18 protein-coding genes are annotated in these 16,576 nt (G+C 40.0%); 10 read left to right on the top strand and 8 right to left on the bottom strand.

Translation table 11 applies throughout. From position 1 onward, the window contains the following. Positions 1-53 precede the first annotated feature (53 nt). Positions 54-608, top strand: coding sequence for a histidine phosphatase family protein (locus O1D97_RS01110; RefSeq protein WP_269122044.1), 555 nt, complete (start codon positions 54-56; stop codon positions 606-608). Next, entirely contained in the window at positions 605-1,057 is a 453-nt protein-coding gene (locus O1D97_RS01115) for a phosphatase domain-containing protein (protein ID WP_269122046.1), read from the top strand. The genes O1D97_RS01110 and O1D97_RS01115 overlap by 4 nt, the downstream gene beginning before the upstream one ends. Positions 1,058-1,079: 22 nt before the next feature. Here O1D97_RS01115 and O1D97_RS01120 read toward each other — a convergent pair whose 3' ends face one another. Next, positions 1,080-1,988 (bottom strand): LysR family transcriptional regulator, encoded by a 909-nt coding sequence (locus O1D97_RS01120; protein WP_269122048.1) that lies wholly within the window; start codon positions 1,986-1,988, stop codon positions 1,080-1,082. 188 nt (positions 1,989-2,176) lie between these two features. On the opposite strand from O1D97_RS01120, the gene O1D97_RS01125 reads away from it, so the two are divergent. Together O1D97_RS01125 and O1D97_RS01130 are read left to right on the top strand one after the other, a co-directional pair. Then, a complete protein-coding gene (locus O1D97_RS01125) occupies positions 2,177-2,797 on the top strand; it encodes a glutathione S-transferase family protein (RefSeq protein ID WP_269122050.1) in 621 nt (206 codons plus the stop codon). A 114-nt stretch (positions 2,798-2,911) separates the two neighbouring features. Further along, positions 2,912-4,993 (top strand): 2Fe-2S iron-sulfur cluster-binding protein, encoded by a 2,082-nt coding sequence (locus tag O1D97_RS01130; RefSeq protein ID WP_269122052.1) that lies wholly within the window; start codon positions 2,912-2,914, stop codon positions 4,991-4,993. Between the two features lie 15 nt (positions 4,994-5,008). Here the strand turns inward: O1D97_RS01130 and O1D97_RS01135 are convergent, their stop codons facing one another. After that, on the bottom strand, positions 5,009-5,896 hold the full coding sequence (locus O1D97_RS01135) for a LysR family transcriptional regulator (RefSeq protein ID WP_269122055.1): 888 nt from the start codon (positions 5,894-5,896) through the stop codon (positions 5,009-5,011). Between the two features lie 115 nt (positions 5,897-6,011). On the opposite strand from O1D97_RS01135, the gene O1D97_RS01140 reads away from it, so the two are divergent. The 4 genes from O1D97_RS01140 (at position 6,012) to O1D97_RS01155 (ending at position 9,948) form a co-directional block, all read left to right on the top strand. After that, a complete protein-coding gene (locus O1D97_RS01140; protein WP_269122057.1) occupies positions 6,012-6,878 on the top strand; it encodes an MBL fold metallo-hydrolase in 867 nt (288 codons plus the stop codon). 204 nt (positions 6,879-7,082) lie between these two features. Beyond that, a complete protein-coding gene (locus O1D97_RS01145; protein ID WP_269122059.1) occupies positions 7,083-7,709 on the top strand; it encodes a PAS domain-containing protein in 627 nt (208 codons plus the stop codon). A gap of 11 nt (positions 7,710-7,720) precedes the next feature. Beyond that, positions 7,721-8,899, top strand: a complete 1,179-nt coding sequence (locus O1D97_RS01150; RefSeq protein WP_269122060.1) for an aminotransferase class I/II-fold pyridoxal phosphate-dependent enzyme — start codon at positions 7,721-7,723, stop codon at positions 8,897-8,899. A gap of 77 nt (positions 8,900-8,976) precedes the next feature. Beyond that, positions 8,977-9,948, top strand: a complete 972-nt coding sequence (locus O1D97_RS01155; RefSeq protein WP_269122061.1) for an ornithine cyclodeaminase family protein — start codon at positions 8,977-8,979, stop codon at positions 9,946-9,948. An 84-nt stretch (positions 9,949-10,032) separates the two neighbouring features. Here the strand turns inward: O1D97_RS01155 and O1D97_RS01160 are convergent, their stop codons facing one another. The 3 genes from O1D97_RS01160 to O1D97_RS01170 all read right to left on the bottom strand — a co-directional run bounded on the left by O1D97_RS01160 (position 10,033) and on the right by O1D97_RS01170 (position 11,989). Then, a complete protein-coding gene (locus O1D97_RS01160; protein WP_269122063.1) occupies positions 10,033-10,425 on the bottom strand; it encodes an acyl-CoA thioesterase in 393 nt (130 codons plus the stop codon). Positions 10,426-10,469: 44 nt separating this feature from the next. After that, a complete protein-coding gene (locus O1D97_RS01165; RefSeq protein WP_269122065.1) occupies positions 10,470-11,477 on the bottom strand; it encodes a GGDEF domain-containing protein in 1,008 nt (335 codons plus the stop codon). Positions 11,478-11,644: 167 nt separating this feature from the next. Then, entirely contained in the window at positions 11,645-11,989 is a 345-nt protein-coding gene (locus tag O1D97_RS01170) for an SUI1 family translation initiation factor (RefSeq protein WP_269122067.1), read from the bottom strand. Positions 11,990-12,126: 137 nt separating this feature from the next. Here O1D97_RS01170 and O1D97_RS01175 point away from each other — a divergent pair, with 137 nt between their 5' ends. Beyond that, positions 12,127-12,624, top strand: coding sequence for a hypothetical protein (locus O1D97_RS01175; RefSeq protein WP_269122069.1), 498 nt, complete (start codon positions 12,127-12,129; stop codon positions 12,622-12,624). Positions 12,625-13,532: 908 nt separating this feature from the next. Here the strand turns inward: O1D97_RS01175 and O1D97_RS01185 are convergent. From O1D97_RS01185 to O1D97_RS01195, 3 genes are read right to left on the bottom strand one after another with little or no spacing between them, the layout of a single operon-like run. Continuing rightward, complete coding sequence (locus O1D97_RS01185; RefSeq protein WP_269122071.1) at positions 13,533-14,273, bottom strand: pseudouridine synthase; 741 nt, start codon at positions 14,271-14,273, stop codon at positions 13,533-13,535. Then, positions 14,270-15,211, bottom strand: a complete 942-nt coding sequence (locus tag O1D97_RS01190) for a D-2-hydroxyacid dehydrogenase (protein ID WP_269122073.1) — start codon at positions 15,209-15,211, stop codon at positions 14,270-14,272. Before O1D97_RS01190 ends, O1D97_RS01185 begins: the two co-directional genes overlap by 4 nt. A 12-nt stretch (positions 15,212-15,223) precedes the next feature. After that, a complete protein-coding gene (locus O1D97_RS01195) occupies positions 15,224-15,847 on the bottom strand; it encodes an arylesterase (protein WP_269122075.1) in 624 nt (207 codons plus the stop codon). Between the two features lie 35 nt (positions 15,848-15,882). Between O1D97_RS01195 and O1D97_RS01200 the strand changes: the two genes are divergently transcribed. Next, a complete protein-coding gene (locus O1D97_RS01200) occupies positions 15,883-16,572 on the top strand; it encodes an ABC transporter ATP-binding protein (RefSeq protein WP_269122077.1) in 690 nt (229 codons plus the stop codon). Positions 16,573-16,576: the final 4 nt, after the last annotated feature.

A 16,576-nucleotide genomic window follows, 5' to 3' on the forward strand; every position in this document is an offset into this window, starting at 1 on the left:
CAAAGAAAAAAGGGAGTAAAAATACTCCAATTTCGTTTGAAGGAGATGACATTATGACATTAATAAAAGCACCATTTGTGTTTGTTCGTCATGCGCAAAGTGTTTACAACAAGTCTGGGTTAATCGGCGGCTTTACTGACAGTCAACTGAGTGAGGAAGGCATTCTTCAAGCGCAGAAGGCGTCAGAAATTTTGACCGGGATTGAATGGAGTGCTGTTTGCACAAGTTCACTAAAACGTACTAAAGAAACGGCGTCGTATCTTGTTCCTGATTATCCGTGCCATCATTATGATGGGCTAAAAGAACGCAATTGGGGCGATTTAGAAGGTGAGAGCATTTTGCAACAGACGCCTTATGAACTAACGCCTCCAAATGGCGAGTCATGGTTGGTATTTGAAGCGCGTGTTATAAAAGCTCTAAATACGATTTTGAGCCAATATGAGAGGCCCTTAATTGTGGCGCATTCCGGGGTGTACCGCGTGCTAAATAATCTGATTAATGGCACACCTTATTGCCCTAGAGTGGGTAATGTAACCCCTATTATATTTAACCCTAACCAAAATGGTCATGGTTGGTCTATTTCTCCATTTAAAGGAAAGTTCAAATGAATTCAAATGCTGTAATTGTCGATCTAGATGGAACTTTAGCGGAATTTGATCATGCTCAAGTTTCACATTGGGTTTTGGGAGCAGAGAAGCACTGGGGACCTTTCTTCGAATATATGAAAGACGCACCTGTGATTGAAAATGTCTTACGTTTAGTCAATATTCTTAAGCAACAAGGACAGTGTATTTTGATCTGCAGTGGTCGACCAGAGTCACATAAACAGCACTCAATTGATTGGATGATAAAGCATAATGTGCCGTTTGATGGCGTCTATTTGAGGCCCGATCACGCCGATTCTATGCCAGATGAAGAGGTTAAAAAAGCCTTGCTAGCAAAAATTCACGCGGATGGCTTTCAACCTTGGCTAGTGCTTGATGACAGAGACGCCGTAGTGGAAGGATGGCGTAACCTCGGTATGACTTGTCTACAATGTGCGCCAGGTGATTTTTAATTATGAAATGTGCTATTTAAAATTAGTGATAATCTAGTTGAGAAAAATAGATGACAAAGTAATCAATGAGCGTTCTTATTCGAGTGGTTAAATGACGGTTCGGTGGGAAAATCGCATTGAGGGTAATGCCTTCGGTTTGGTAGTCTGAAAAAAGAACCTCTAGCTGGCCGGATTTTATATATGGAGCCACCGCGTAGATTGGGGCTCTGCTTATTCCTTGACCTTTAATCGCCATATTAACCAGGGCTTTAGGGGAATTTGATTTAAAATCCCCTTTTATTGGCACAATGAATTTATGGCTATCATTTTGTAAGTTTGCTTCGAAGGCCCAGTGATTGGGGGTAGAGGCAATGGTAAGTGCTAAGCAATTATGTTCCGCTAGTTCTCTAGGATGGGTTGGTGTTCCGTGTTTCTGTAAATAGTCTTTTGATGCGAAAACAACGACATCCATTTGCGTTAGTTTTCGAGCAATAAGGCTGGAGTCCTCTAACTCACCTAGGCGAATGGCGAGATCAATACCTTCCTCAATAATAGAGACCCTATGATCCGAGAGGTGTAAGTCAATGGCAATTCTTGGATGCGTTTTCTGGAACATACTCAAAGCGTCAATAACACTTTGACTACCAAAGCCTGTTGGCGCACTCAGACGAATAGGCCCGGCGATATTCGTTTGGTTTTCTTGAAGGATACTTTCTAATTCATTAATTTGATTCAGTATTGGAACACAATGTCGTAAATAGGTGTTACCCGCCTCTGTCAATGTGACACTGCGAGTGGTTCGGTTGAATAATTGTGTCGCTAACTTATCTTCTAGTTGACCAATGTATTTACTAGCAAGCTTGGTGCTGATGCCAAGTGTTTTTGCACCGCCAGTAAAGGATTGCTGCAGGGCAACGGCAACAAACGTCCTCATTCCATCTATTGTGTCCATTATCCATACCTCTCATTATATTATGAACATAATGTACATTATTTTTAAACATTAGTGTCTATTATCTTACCAATCAACTCCCTATAAGATATTACTTGTTCACGACGTGTCGTGAATCAAGGGGTAATTTGATTGTGAATGCTCTAGTTACCATGACGCTAAAAAATACATTTAGATAGGAATGCAATATGAATAACGCACTACGTATATATAATTTTCCTCTTTCTGGTCATGCACACCGTGTTGTGTTGTTTGCGAACTTAGCTGGTATAGATCATGAGGTTGTGAATCTTGATTTACCTAATGGGGAGCATAAGCAAGCGGATTTTCTAGCGATTAATCCAGCCGGTCAAGTCCCTGCGATCGTAGACGGAGACATCAAATTATCCGATTCCAATGCTATTTTGGTTTACTTAGCACGTAAATATGCTCCTGCTTTTATGCCCACAGATCTTGTGGCAGAAGCACACGTTCAGAAATATTTAACCATGGCCGCTGGCGAGATTGCTTATGGACCGGCGGCCGCCAGATTAATTAATGTGTTTAATGCGCCGTTTAACAAGGAGCAAACTTTGATGGTGGCCGCTAAAGCCTTAGCAAGGTTAGACAGCGAATTAGAGGGTAAAGATTTCTTAGTGAACAATATACCCACTATCGCCGATGTTGCTATCTACAGTTATACCGCGCATGCCCCAGAAGGGGGAGTTTCTTTGGATGAATACCCAAATGTACGTCGGTTATTAACAAATATTGAAACCTTAAAGGGGTTTGTGCCTATGCCCTCAACTAAAGCTGGCTTAGTGAGCTAGACATCGAAAAACGCCCTGTGATTATTACAAGGTCGGTGGACGACGCCGACCTTTGTGAACGGTGATGACAAGGCTATTCAATTTCACATATTTGCAGAGTAAGTCGAGCTTGGTATGAAAGACATCACACAAAAGATAGGTTCACCTTTCCATCAAGGTGAACAATCCTTGCAGGAGCGTATAGGTAAAAAAGAAACGATGGATGGGATCGGTCGACGTGCCGTTCGTTCTTTTATGCCAGCACAGCACCGTGAGTTTTTTCGACAATTGCCTTTTGTTGTCGTTGGTAGTGTAGACAATCAAAATAATCCATGGGCTTCAATGGTCTTTGGAGAAGCGGGTTTTATTCAATCCCCTACAGAGACGAGTTTGTCTTTATCTACCCGTGTTATTGCGGGCGATCCATTACAGGATTCCATAAACGAAACGGGGCGACCACTAGGGTTATTGGGTATCGAATTGATGTCGAGACGGAGAAATAGAGTCAATGTGCGCATAGGTGAGGTTAATGACAATATGATTGCTCTAAATGTTGATCAGTCGTTTGGTAACTGTCCCCAGTACATACAGACTCGGCACTATCAATATGTACGTCCAGTGGGTTCGATGAGTCCTAGCCACACGGTTGAGCACTTTTCTAACCTAGATAAAATGGCTAATAAGTTGATAGACAATGCAGATACTTTTTTTGTAGCCAGCTTCGTGCCTGCTCTAGAACAGCCTGTAAGGGAAGGCGTGGATGTTTCTCATCGTGGTGGTATGCCGGGTTTTGTTAAGCGAGAAGGCAACCAGTTAACGATTCCAGACTTCCCAGGCAATCATTTTTTTAATACGTTAGGTAATTTTCTAATTAATCCGAAAGCAGGGTTACTATTCCCAGACTTTATCACTGGTGATTTATTGCAGCTAACTGGTAGCGTTGAACTGTTATTAGAGGATGATCCCGAGGTACTGTCTTTTCGAGGTGCAGAAAGAGCTTGGCGCTTTACTGTCATTCAAGGGCAATGGTTAAAAGACGCCCTGCCTTTTAGAAGCCTATCTGCAGAGTATTCACCCAATTCAGAAATGATGGGTACATGGCAAGAAGCGAAAAAACGACTTGCGATGGAAGGGCTTCGTAATCGTTGGCAATCTTATCGAGTAGAAAAAATTGAACCCGAAAATAGTGTGATTTGTTCATATTATTTAAGGCCTGCGGACGGTTCGGTGGTATTGCCGTTTTATGCAGGTCAGCATTTGACAGTAAAAGTGCCGATAGGAAAACAAGACAACATCCGTAACTATACCGTATCGAATGCGCCCAATGAGTATTACTATCGCCTCTCTATTAAACGCGAAGAGCGTGGGAGTGTATCTAACTTTTTCCATGATGATCTTATTGAAGGTCAAGTTATTCAAGTAAAAGTGCCGACTGGTCATTTTTATATCGATGCAAAGGCTGACCGTCCTGCTGTGTTAATTGCTGGTGGTGTAGGTGTGACACCGATGATGTCCATGGCACAGCATATTGCGAATGAAGGAAAGCGAACCCGCTATACTCGACAATTAACTGTATTTCATGCCTGTCGAACAATTGAAGAAAGGGCTTTTTTTCGTTCTTTTAACATGTTGCAAAAAGAAACTGAGGGTAAGCTCCGCTATCTCTCCGTTATTAGTCAGCCTGATGGAAAGAGTAAAATAGGGAGGGATTTCACTGTCTCAGGGCGAATAAATGCGGATGTTTTTCGACAGGAGTTCACTTTGGATTCTTATTCTAATGATCATATTGAGCGCTGTGACTTTTATATATGCGGACCAAATGGTTTTATGCAAACTATGTACGATGAATTGATTGCATTAGGAGTGGAAGACGGGCGTATTTATGCTGAGGCATTCGGACCTTCTGCCTTACAAAGAAAAGTCATACCAGGAGGAAGAATAAAGGAGTCAGACCGTGCCATGATTCGTTTTAGTGAATCAGGGATTGAAAGGGAATGGCGTGCGGGTGACAAAACCTTACTAGAAGTCGCTGAAGATCAAGGCTTGACTCCCGCATACAGTTGTCGCAGTGGTTCTTGCGGATCATGCTCTGTCAGGTTACAAAATGGTGCTATTACTTATCGTAACCCGCCGACAGCGAGTATTGAGCCAGGAAAGGTACTGCTCTGTTGCGCCGTACCTGCTAAAGGGGAAAACACGATTGTGCTTGCTATGTAATCGTTCTGTTTTTATTTACCAAGGATGGTTGGAAAAATAGTGTTCAAGGTGATCTATGAGTGCCCGCACAGTAGGGGATAAATGCTTTCTTGAAGAGTAAAGTGCATAAATGGTGAGGTCGTTTGGCTTCCACTCAGGTAAAATGGGTGTTAATTCCCCTGTCTTAATATAAGTATTTGCTAGATACTTTGGTTGGAGCGTTATCCCTGCGTGTTTTAAAGAAGCGTTTAATAAGACCGTCGCCTCGTTCGCACTGAGACGGCAAGTCACAGCAACGGCTTCGAAGTCTTCATTTTTAGATAAATTCCAAATATAACGTTCATGATTTTTATAGCCTAAACAATCATGGTTTTGCAAATCTTGTGGGTGTTTAATTGCCGTTTTTCCGTTCAGGTACTCCGGAGAGGCCACTAAAACGGACTCGCAGATAGCAATAGGTTTACCTATTAAAGATGGGTGGGGAGTGGAAGCAATGCGAATGGCCAAGTCGATACTTTGTTCTATCATGTCCGTCACTGAATCCTCCAGTTCAATATTGACTTGTACCTGAGTATATTTATTCATGAAATCTTGAATAGCAGGCAATAACTGATGAATGCCAAACGACATACTGGTAGTAATTCGAATTGCACCGGATAACACATCAGAGTTAGACGTTAAGTGCACTATATGATCTGCTTGTGCTACCCATGCTTCAATGTCTTTTAGTGATTCTTTGCCAGCCGTTGTTAAGGATATTTTTCGGGTAGTTCTATGCAGTAGACGTACCCCTAGCCAATCCTCTATCGTTTCAATATAACGAGTAACCATAGGCCTAGACATATTCAGTTTATCAGCTGTTAACGTAAAGCTATTGGAATAAGCCACATCGATAAATACTCTAGCGGCAGTCAGTTTGTCCATCATTTCTCTCTTTTATATGCTCGAATTATGAAATAATCATGTTCATTATTGTATCTTTTTCTGTGCATATCAATCCTCTATTATTCGTCTACTGACTACTTATTTGGAGAATGATATGAAAAAAATTGCATTAGTTATGGGCTCGGCCTTGATGGCTCAAGTGGCATTTTCAGCGGAGAATAAGGCATTAACATTCGATGTGTACAATGCGGATGAAAATAGTTTTAGTGTCAACTCAACTGTTATTTACGGTGACACGGAAGCCATGGTGGTTGACACTGGATTTACAAAAGTAGATGCATTAAATATCGCAATAAAAGTCATTCAATCACAGAAAGAATTAACCACCATTTTTATTAGTCAAGCAGATCCAGACTATTATTTTGGTGCAGAAATATTGCATAAGTTGTTTCCAAAAGCCGATATTATTACCACGCCAGCCGTGAAGAAAGTGATCGAGAAAAAATTGGAACAAAAACTGGCTGTTTGGACTCCTAGAATGGGAGCGAATGCGCCTGAGTCTCCAGTAGTTCCAAAGGCATATTCAAGAAAAACTATTATGATCGATGGCCATAAAGTTGAAATACATGGCACAGAAGGTTTATTAGCGCATAGACCCTATTTATGGATACCTGATCAAAAAACTATCTTGGGAAATGTGTCTGTTTTTGGCGATTTACATTTGTGGATGGCGGACACGCAGACGTTAGAATCTCAACAAGCGTGGAAGAATCAACTTCATGAAATGTTAGAGCTGAATCCAGAAAGCGTTATTCCTGGCCATATGGCGAGTGGAACAAAAATGGATGTAAGTGCTATTCAATATTCCATTGACTACCTAGAGGACTTTCAAGAGGCTGTTACAAAGAGTGCTAATAGTAAAGAACTGATGGATTTGATTTCCCAGAAATACCCAAATGGCGATAAATCCATTGCTCTAAGTATCGGAGCGAAAGTACATAAAGGCGAAATGCAATGGTAAGGCTTGGCTACGATTATCTGCTTATGGATGCTTGCATGCAGAGTCAGTGATTTTCTACCTTCATAAGCATCTATCGCGACAGAAGAGTAAACGCTTGCCATGACATTGGTAGGCGTTTTTTTGTTTATAAGATAATAAAGATTGCGATTTAAATTTGTTTAAAATAAGATTAAAAGTATATTTTTATATAAAAAGTCTAAATATATGAGTAATAGTCTACATCCTTATAAGTTAGTTGCTCGCACTCTGCGCTTACTTTTACCTGATTTGGTGGAAGTGGTTGTCCATGACCTTCGTACCAACAAGATTTATCATATTGAAAATGCTTTTACACATAGGTGTGTAGATGATGATTCACTTTTGGAAACTGAAAATTACGAAAATGAAATGAATGAAGAGGGGGTTCTAGGCCCTTATGTGAAAACCAACCCTGATGGCAGTAAGGTAAAATCCATCTCGATGGTAATCACGGAGGAGGCATCAGGTCCTATTGGATTATTGTGCATCAATATGAGAATTGATGGTTTTGAGTTGTCTCTGCAACACCTAAAAAGCATTGTCTCATTTCAAATTCCTGATGCGGAACCGATTTTAAAAAATGATTGGCGAGAAACCGCTAATGTCATTATTTCCAAAACCTTGCTTGAGATGAATGTGTCGCTTAGCCATGCCAAAAAAACTGACCGTTTAGCCATTATTAAAGCGCTAAATGAAGCGGATATCTTTCTATCTCGGGGCTCAGCCGATTATGTCGCCGAAGCCCTCGGTATATCTAGGGCAAGTTTTTATCAGTTATTAAAAGCCAGTAAACAATCTACCGACGCAATGTGAGAGTACGAATTATGACTAAAACGAAAAAGCCGATGCGCGACTTTAGCCTAGAAGTCTTTTTTTCCAAATGGGAATTCGCTGCCAAGTACCATATGACGGCATCAGATTTAGAAAGTATGACGCTTGAAACCTTACTTTCTATGGCAACAGCAGAACAGCGAAGCGAGTTTAATTCACTTTGGTTAGGTTACACGGAAACCTGGGGCGCACCTGAGTTGAGGCGGGAAATAGCTCAGCTCTATGAACGATTAGATGCCAAAAATGTTCTTTGTATGGCGGGTGCTGGGGAAGGTATTTACAGTGTTTCAAAATGCATATTGGGCCCTGAAGACCATGCTATAGTACCTACTCCTAATTATCAAAGTGCTGAAACGGTACCTCTGTCAATATGTGATGTCACCGGTGTGCCATTATTGACAAAAAATACGTCCGGTAATGACGGTTGGTTTTTGGATATTGAGGCGATAAAAAATGCCATTCGTCCAAATACAAAATTGCTGTCATTAAACTTTCCACATAACCCAACCGGGATGTTGATTAATCGCGCAGAATTGAATGCCTTAATTAGCTTATGTCGCGCACATGATATTTATATCTTGTCCGATGAAGTATATCGAGGCGTTGAATTGGATTTAGCGGATCAAATGCCACAAATAGCCGATCTTTATGAAAAAGGTATTTCTTTAAATGTAGTTTCAAAAGCCTATGGCTTACCTGGATTAAGGATTGGTTGGGTTGCGTCTCAAGATTTAGATATTTTACAAAAGATAGAGCGTTATAAGCATTTTTTATCGATTTGTAACTCAGCGCCTTCTGAGTCGTTAGCGCTTATTGCCATCCAAAACAGAGAGGCTATCTTCGCTAAGAATCGCGCATTAATGATGGAAAATGTGCTGTTATTGGAAGCGCTATTCGATGACTTTCCCAGCCTGATTCAATGGCAACGCCCAAAAGGAGGCTGTGTGGCTTTTCCTAAATACACAGGTCCTGATAATGTAGATGTTTTTTGTCAGGGCTTACTGGAAAAAAGTGGAGTCTTGCTTTTACCTGCGTCGATTTATGTGTCAGATTTAACCGAGGTAGCTCAAGATTGTTTTCGTATTGGGTTTGGTCGAGGAGAGATTTTCAAAGAGGGTGTCTCCGTAATGCGTCAACATTTTGAGCAATACTACGCGGATTATGCAAGATAACCCTCATGTTGGTAGTCAGAAATTCTTATTTGTAGTGATTTTTTTGAATTCAGCAAGGCGAATTATAAGGGCTTAGAATGCGTATTGTGACATTAAAAGAGATTCAATCCATGGTTTCGTTATCGGCCGCCACAGTAGCCGTTAGAGACGCGTTTATAGACTACTCTCAAGGATTAATAGAACAGCCAGATCCTATGCAAATTTTATTTAAAGATGAGCTGGGCCGACTTACGGGTGACTGTCACGTAAAGTCTGCACAAAAAAAACGGCATGCATACTTTGTGATTAAGGTCGCATCAGGTTTTTATAATAACGCCGCCGCAGGGTTGCCGGTCAACAATGGCTTGGTATTGGTTATGTCTTCGGATAATGGCCAGGCTGTAGCATTGTTACAGGATGAAGGATGGTTAACTCAGGTGAGAACCGCCGCTGCTGGAGCGTTAGCCGCATCACTAAGAGACGTAAAAAAGACAGATTGTTTGGGTGTTATAGGTACGGGCATTCAAGCCTATTTACAGGTAAAAATGATTACTGAAAAACTGTCATTGAAAAGAGTGGCGGTACTTGGGCGGTCGCTGGAGAAAAGTGCGGCCTTTTGCCGTAAATTAAATGAAGAGCTTGATGTTATCGCTGTGCCAATGGACAGTGCTAGGTCGGTGTGCCATGCGAGTCAAGTTGTTATCACGGTAACGCCTTCTGAAAGAGCCTTAATTCGTGCTGAGGATTTACCTGAGTCATTGCATATAGTCGCGATAGGTGCAGACAGTCCTGGAAAATTAGAAATAGACCCTAGCGTGTTTCATGCTGCAAAAATAGTGGTAACCGATGATCATGATCAATGTTTACATCACGGGGATTTTGGTGCGGCAGTGAGAGCTAAGGCTATAAAAGAAGATGCCGATTACGCCATGGGAAAGGTGCTATCCGGTCAATATTCGGAATTAGACTTTAATGGTACGGGGATTTCCATTGTCGACTTAACAGGACTAGGGGCTCAGGATCTAGCGGTTGCAAGCTTACTGGTGGATCAATTTTCTACCTCCCTGTAGTCAGATCTATATTGGTGATCGTTATAGTACAAATATAACTAGGTTGTTTTCCTTGCCTCTTCTTATTTTAAGGGTAGGGATGGATTACACCAAATCATCCAGATCTGAAAAACGAATGGGTTTGCCTTTTTCATTAATAGAGGTTCCAGTCACAATAGCCTGAAGTATGAGTGCGTTATCGCTTAGGCGTGTTATTGTTTGGTGAAAGGCAAACTTTATTTTACTGGTTTTTACCATATGAGTGCTAATGATGAACTCATCTTGACTAATAAGAGGGGATTTATAGTCAAGCTCAGCTCTAATAACCACTAAATTAATGTTGTTTTTCGCAAGTTCAGTAAAATTAATCCCCTTACTTTTTAGAAATTTGTGACGTGCGTGTTCTAGATAATTTTGATAAACAGAATTATTAACAATACCTTGAATATCACACTCGTAATCTCTTACTTCAAAATTTGTAATGTGCTGTTCTACCATGGATTTTTTCTCATGCTGTAATAATGTTTTCCGGCTATTCAGAATTAGTTTGTTGAAACTTGGTTACCACCTTTCGCTTTAGCGTGCATTAGGTTCTTTCTGGCTCTGTCTAAGAGTTGTTCGCCTAATTCTTGTCCTAATAATGTAGCAATACCAATAGATACCGTTAATGAGGAAATGGGTTCTTGTGTTTTTTTGGTTCGAATCACTTGGTTCTGTATTTGTAAACGTAGTTCTTCAGCAAAGGTTGATGTAAAACTGAGGCTTTCTTCATTAATCAAGATGGCAAAAGTACCACCGTCTAAATGTGAAGCTACGCTGTTTTCTAGTTTTTTACTTTGTAGAAACTGCCCTAGAAAACGAATAATAGCACTGCCTACCTTCTTTCCATATTGTTGATTGATAAGAGCTAATTTATCAATATCGATCAGCATTATGGATAAATCATCTTCAGCATCATTGATCCAAGAGTAGAGCGTCCTCTCTAGCCCTTGGCTATTTAATAAACCAGTGACAGGGTCAATATTTGAATTTTCCTTAGACTGATGTATTTCCTCTTTTAAAGACAATATTTGATTTTGAATTTCTTGTAAGCTTTCTTGAAAAAGATGGGTTTGGTGTGATGCTTTTATGGAATTCACTTCTAAATAGCGAACCACTTTCTCAATATTTTCAACACGACCATTACTTTTTAATGAACGTTTACTCTTTTCTAGTGAACTGGTGAGAGTTTGTAACCCTTCACTCATTTTTTCTGAACTTGATTCTATTTTTTCAATCATAGAATCAAGCTGACTTGAATGTTCATCGTTTACTTTTAAATCTTCGTCTAGAATGAACTCTTGAAAAAGCTCTTTAGAAATAAAATTAGGCAGGCTACCCAGTTTTTGGATAGTCGTGTCCATGATGTTATTCAGTTTTTTGTTTCGATTGGAAACATAGGTGTACCAAACGCCGTAATTATAGGGAGTTGGTGCAATATTCAGTTTCATCATCAAAGGAACGGCTTTTCGTAATAAGCTCACAGCCTGAGAAGGACTTTCTTGGCGCATCTTAACCTCTTAAAGAAGATAAAACGCTAAATCCGTTTGGCGTAAAATAAGTAACTAAATTATATCTTTTACAAGATACGGCATAATTTTATTGTTTTATTAAACCGATAAATCTATTTTCTATCGGCTGAAAACAAGGATACTTTATTTTTATTATTTTCTTACATTTATCCACCTGATTTTTTTGCTCGAATACCCTTTAACGAAAGCAGTTGTATTATTTTATCTCTGTGATCACCCTGAATCTCTACAATACCATCTTTTACTGTGCCACCTGTTGCGCATTTAGCTTTTATTTCTTTTGCTAATTTAGCTAGTTCAGTACTATTGAGAGCTAAATCTGTTATCAAGGTAGCGCCTTTACCTTTTCTGCCTTTTGTTTCATGCAGTACTTTTACTTTTCCAGAGCCTATGACGTGGTGATCCTCTTTGCAACTGCAGTCATTGATTGATTGCTGGCATTGTGAACATACCTTTCCTACCTCAGTGGAATAAACTAACTTGCTTGACATCGGTTACTCGCGCTTCAACAATTTCGTAAAGAAATAAAGTTTATCATCATTACATATAGTAACAATCTTTAAATGATTAAGATTGAATTTAATTTATTGACTATACTTCACCTAAAGTGGATAGAAGTCGATTCATTATGCAACCTAAATACTCCATTACAAAAGCCTTGAGCCACCATGTTCCTTGGGTTTTGGAACTGGCTAAAAGAGAAAACTGTTTTTATGAGTTTTATTCTTACTCAAAGATGGGCCCTCTTACTGAAGAGGACTTGTTGTCTAGATTTGAGAATGATTTAGAAGAAGATCATTACTTAATCTTAGAAAATAAGCAGGCAGTCGTTGGTTGGATTATTTTTGTTTTCCAAAATGAGCAAAAATCGAAAGCCGAATTATTACTTAAAATACGTAAAGATCAGGTATATTCTGATGTTGTTAGTTACGCGATTCGAAGTTTACTGCCCGTTCTTGGGTGCTGCGGACTAGAAAGTCTTACTACTCGAGTTGATATGAATAATCAGTTTTACTATCGAATCTTTGAAACATCTGGTCTCACACCAGTTAAAGCGAAATTGCCTGACTCTAATTTAAATAAATTTATTGTTCATTTAATAGATTTCAGGTGGCGTTTAGAGTGATGTTTTGGTCCATATAAAGAATACCTTTATAAGGACCACCAATTCGGCTTCGGCCATAAAAAGTGAATTTTATATCATACTTATGACCGGAACAATATAGAGTATTTACAAGCGATAGATTGCGCTTAATCCTATGGTTCTTGTTTGACCTACTGATGCTCTTGGTCCTCGTGCAGCATAATAGACGACATCTTCGTTGGTTAGATTCGTAACGTAACCGTTAATGGTCAGATTATCGAGAAGAAACTGAATACGAGCATCTGTCGTTGTATAATCACCCACTTTATAATTGTCGGTATTATCTAAATCAGAGCAATAATCTCCGACATAAGTAATGTCCGCACCAAATGACCACTTTTCCCCAAGGTACTGAGCAAAGCCAAAACCAAAATGGTTTTTTGGTGCGCTAGGCAGATCATTCCCTTTAAAGGTTTCAAATTGATCAATTTGACCTGTCCAATCAAAGCCACTTGTACGATCTACTTTTTCGTTTGCAATACGAACACCTGTAATGACATTCGTTTTATCTGTGTTCGCATATGTACCCTCACTATAAATTGCTGTTGTGGTGGTAGCATCATCGTTTTGTAAATAAGAAGCATGGGTATAAGAATCTTTTATCGAGTCATAGATGAATTATCATCGTATCTTTTTATTTTGATGCTAATGAGGTTAGTACGTTACTTTCATGTATGGGGGGCGGTTTGTTCTTTTAAAAATGAATTTAAACGAATGGACAGGCAGTAGAAACAATTTACGCTTTTATATCAATGATTAGTTGTTTGGAAATTGGCTACTTTTTCTATAAATTTGAATTTGTTTACTATTACTAGTTTTTTCCTTTTCAGTAGTAAACAATCGCAAATTGAGAGAAGTGTTTGAAGCTAGGGTCATAACCTAATGTTGTTTCACACGGCCTCAGCGAGACCGTGAGTGTTTAACCAGGTAATAGTCCCTGTGAAACTGTCTGGATACGGTGCTTTTATATCCATGATTTGATGAGTAATAGGATGAAAAAAACGAATATTTAAAGCATGTAAAAACATTCTTTTAGGGAGCAAATCTAGTTTAAACAATGCGTTGTAATGGCGGCAACCGTAGCGTGTGTCGCCAATCAATGGATGGAAAATATGCTTAAAATGACGCCTTATTTGATGCTTTCGACCCTGCCGAGGTGTGATTTCTACTAATGAGCAACGGGCTTCGTCATAACGGCTAACGGCCATTGGCAGAGTGAAATGCGTCAGTGTTTTGTAATGGGTTTCCGCTGCTTTCTCTGTTCCTGCCACCTTAGCTCTAGCCGATCCTTTTACTTCATTTATTTTTGCGAGCGGGTAATTAATATTACCACGGCTCGCTAAATGACCTCTGACTAACGCATGGTAGGTTTTTTCTATCTCATGGTTTTCAAATTGAGTGCCGAAGTCTCTGGCAACAGCTGGCGATAAGGCTAAAACAAGTACACCAGAGGTCGCTCTATCAAGTCGATGGACAGGAAAGACCCATTGACCAATCTGATCTCTTAATCTTTGGACAACCGCTTCTTCTTCCTGCTTGTCGAGATGGGTTCTGTGTACCAGCAGACCTTCAGGTTTGTTGATGACAACGATATGCTCATCTTGAAATAGAATAGGTAAAGTATCAATCATGATGAATGAGTCAATAAAAAATCTTTGATATGTCCCATTGCGATATTTGCCAGAGTTTGCATTGCTTGCTCACTGGCCCACGCGACATGCGGCGTTAACAAAAAATTTGGGTAGTCGGCTAGTGCATTCAGTGGATTAACAGAAGACATTGGCTCAAGGGTGGCAACGTCCATGGCGGCGCCAAGAATTTGTTGGGTTTTAATGGCTTCAACTAGTGCTTCTTCATCCACTAAACCACCGCGACTCACATTGAGCAATACGGCTGTAGACTTCATGTCTTGGAGTTCTTGTTTTCCTATCATGGATTTGGTTTCTGCCGTCAGGGGGCAATGAAGAGTGACAATATCGGCCACTTTAATCCCTTCAGCAAAGGCTATGCGTCCTTCACGTGCCGTGTCAGTATGCTTACGCTCTGCAAAAAGACAATGAATGCCAAATGCCTCTGCGATACGAGCCACATTTTTACCTATGTTTCCATTACCCACAATCAGCATAGTAGAGCCAGCTAAATCATTAATAGGGTAATCTAGAAAACAAAAATGAGTCGATTTGGACCAGGCTCCTTGCTTTACCGCTCTTACATAAGAATCAAGGTTGCGTTTTAAATTAAGCAGTAAAGAAAAGGTGTGTTCAGGAACACTGTTGGCGGAGTAGTCAGCCACATTCTGTACTAAGATGTTATTTTTTTTGCAGTATTCTAGATCAACATTATTGGTGCCAGTAGCGGTCACTTGGATCATTTTTAAATGAGTGCATTGGGCTAATGTTTCGGCACTTAACCATGTTTTATTGACTAAAATAACATCAGCGTGCTTGATTCGTTCGACTACTTGCTCTGGTGATGTATGAGGGTACTCAGTAATACTTAAAGAAGACGTTGGCACATTAAACGTAACGTGTTCAGGGAATGAGCCTCGATCTAAAAAGACAGCTTTCATTATATTTCCTTTTTATTTTGACAACATAGGCATAAGAAACGGCATAATATTTTGGAGGACTTGTTTTTGCCCTTCAGGATTAGGATGTAAGCCATCCTCTAACATAAGATCATCATTTAGGGCAACATTGTCTAGCATAAATGGAAGATAGGATTCTATATTGAATTGCTCAGCAAGAGCCTGATAGAGAGTAAAAAATTGTTCCGTGTAACGTTTTCCATAGTTGGGCGGCATGCGATTTCCGATGAGCAGAACACTGGCTCCATGGTTGATGGATTGCTGAATCATCGTTTCTAGATTGGCTTTCGTCTTATTTAGAGGGTAGCCTCTGAGCCCATCATTTGACCCCAACTCTAGAATGACGATGGTAGGTTGATGGGTAGTGAGTAATTTGTTTAAACGAGCAACACCGCCTTGAGAGGTTTCACCACTAACACTGGCGTTGATAATAGCATAGTTAGTATCTTGAAAATCGGCTGTGTTTTCTAATAAAGAAACCCAGCCTTGATCTAGTTTTAGGTTGTAAGCAGCACTTAAGCTGTCTCCCATAACAAGAATGCTATTTGCGTAAATGGAAGAAGACAGCAAAAGAAAAGCGGTCATAAACAAAAATTTAATGTGGTTTAAGAAATGCATTTTTCTTACCTTAAAGAATGAGAACGAGTAAGTATATGAAGACGAATCTTGCAATTAAAACACAAAATTTAACTCATACGGTAAAAACTGCTGCTGATGATCTTACTATTTTGAATGATATTTCAATGAGTATTGAAGAAGGGGAAAGTGTCGCCATAGTGGGGGCCTCCGGATCTGGAAAATCGACCTTATTAGGATTAATTGCTGGATTGGATGTATGTTCCGATGGCGACGTACTTTTGTATGGTCATAACTTGTCGAAATTAGATGAGGAAAAACGTGCGGATCTTCGAGGCCAATATGTCGGTTTTGTGTTCCAGTCTTTCCATCTATTGCCGAGTCTCACAGCATTAGAGAATGTTATGCTGCCCGGTGAACTAAAAGGTGATAAAGACGCTAAGCGTAAAGCGACAGAATTTTTAGAACAAGTTGGCTTAGAACATAGACTACAGCATTATCCTCGCCAGTTGTCTGGTGGTGAACAGCAGCGTGTGGCTGTGGCTCGTGCGTTTGCCTCTTCCCCGAAAGTACTATTTGCAGACGAACCTACGGGTAATTTAGATTCTGAAAATGGCAAAATGGTGACTGACTTACTATTTGGGTTGAATGAAAAGCAAGGTACTACCTTAGTTTTAGTCACTCACGATGCGAGCTTGGCACAGCGCTGCTCTCGTCAAATTATGATGTCATCCGGTAAAATCATCGAATCATTAGGTAAGGAGTAACAGA

It is taken from the genome of Marinomonas phaeophyticola (genome assembly GCF_026966905.1).
GTDB lineage: Bacteria > Pseudomonadota > Gammaproteobacteria > Pseudomonadales > Marinomonadaceae > Marinomonas > Marinomonas phaeophyticola.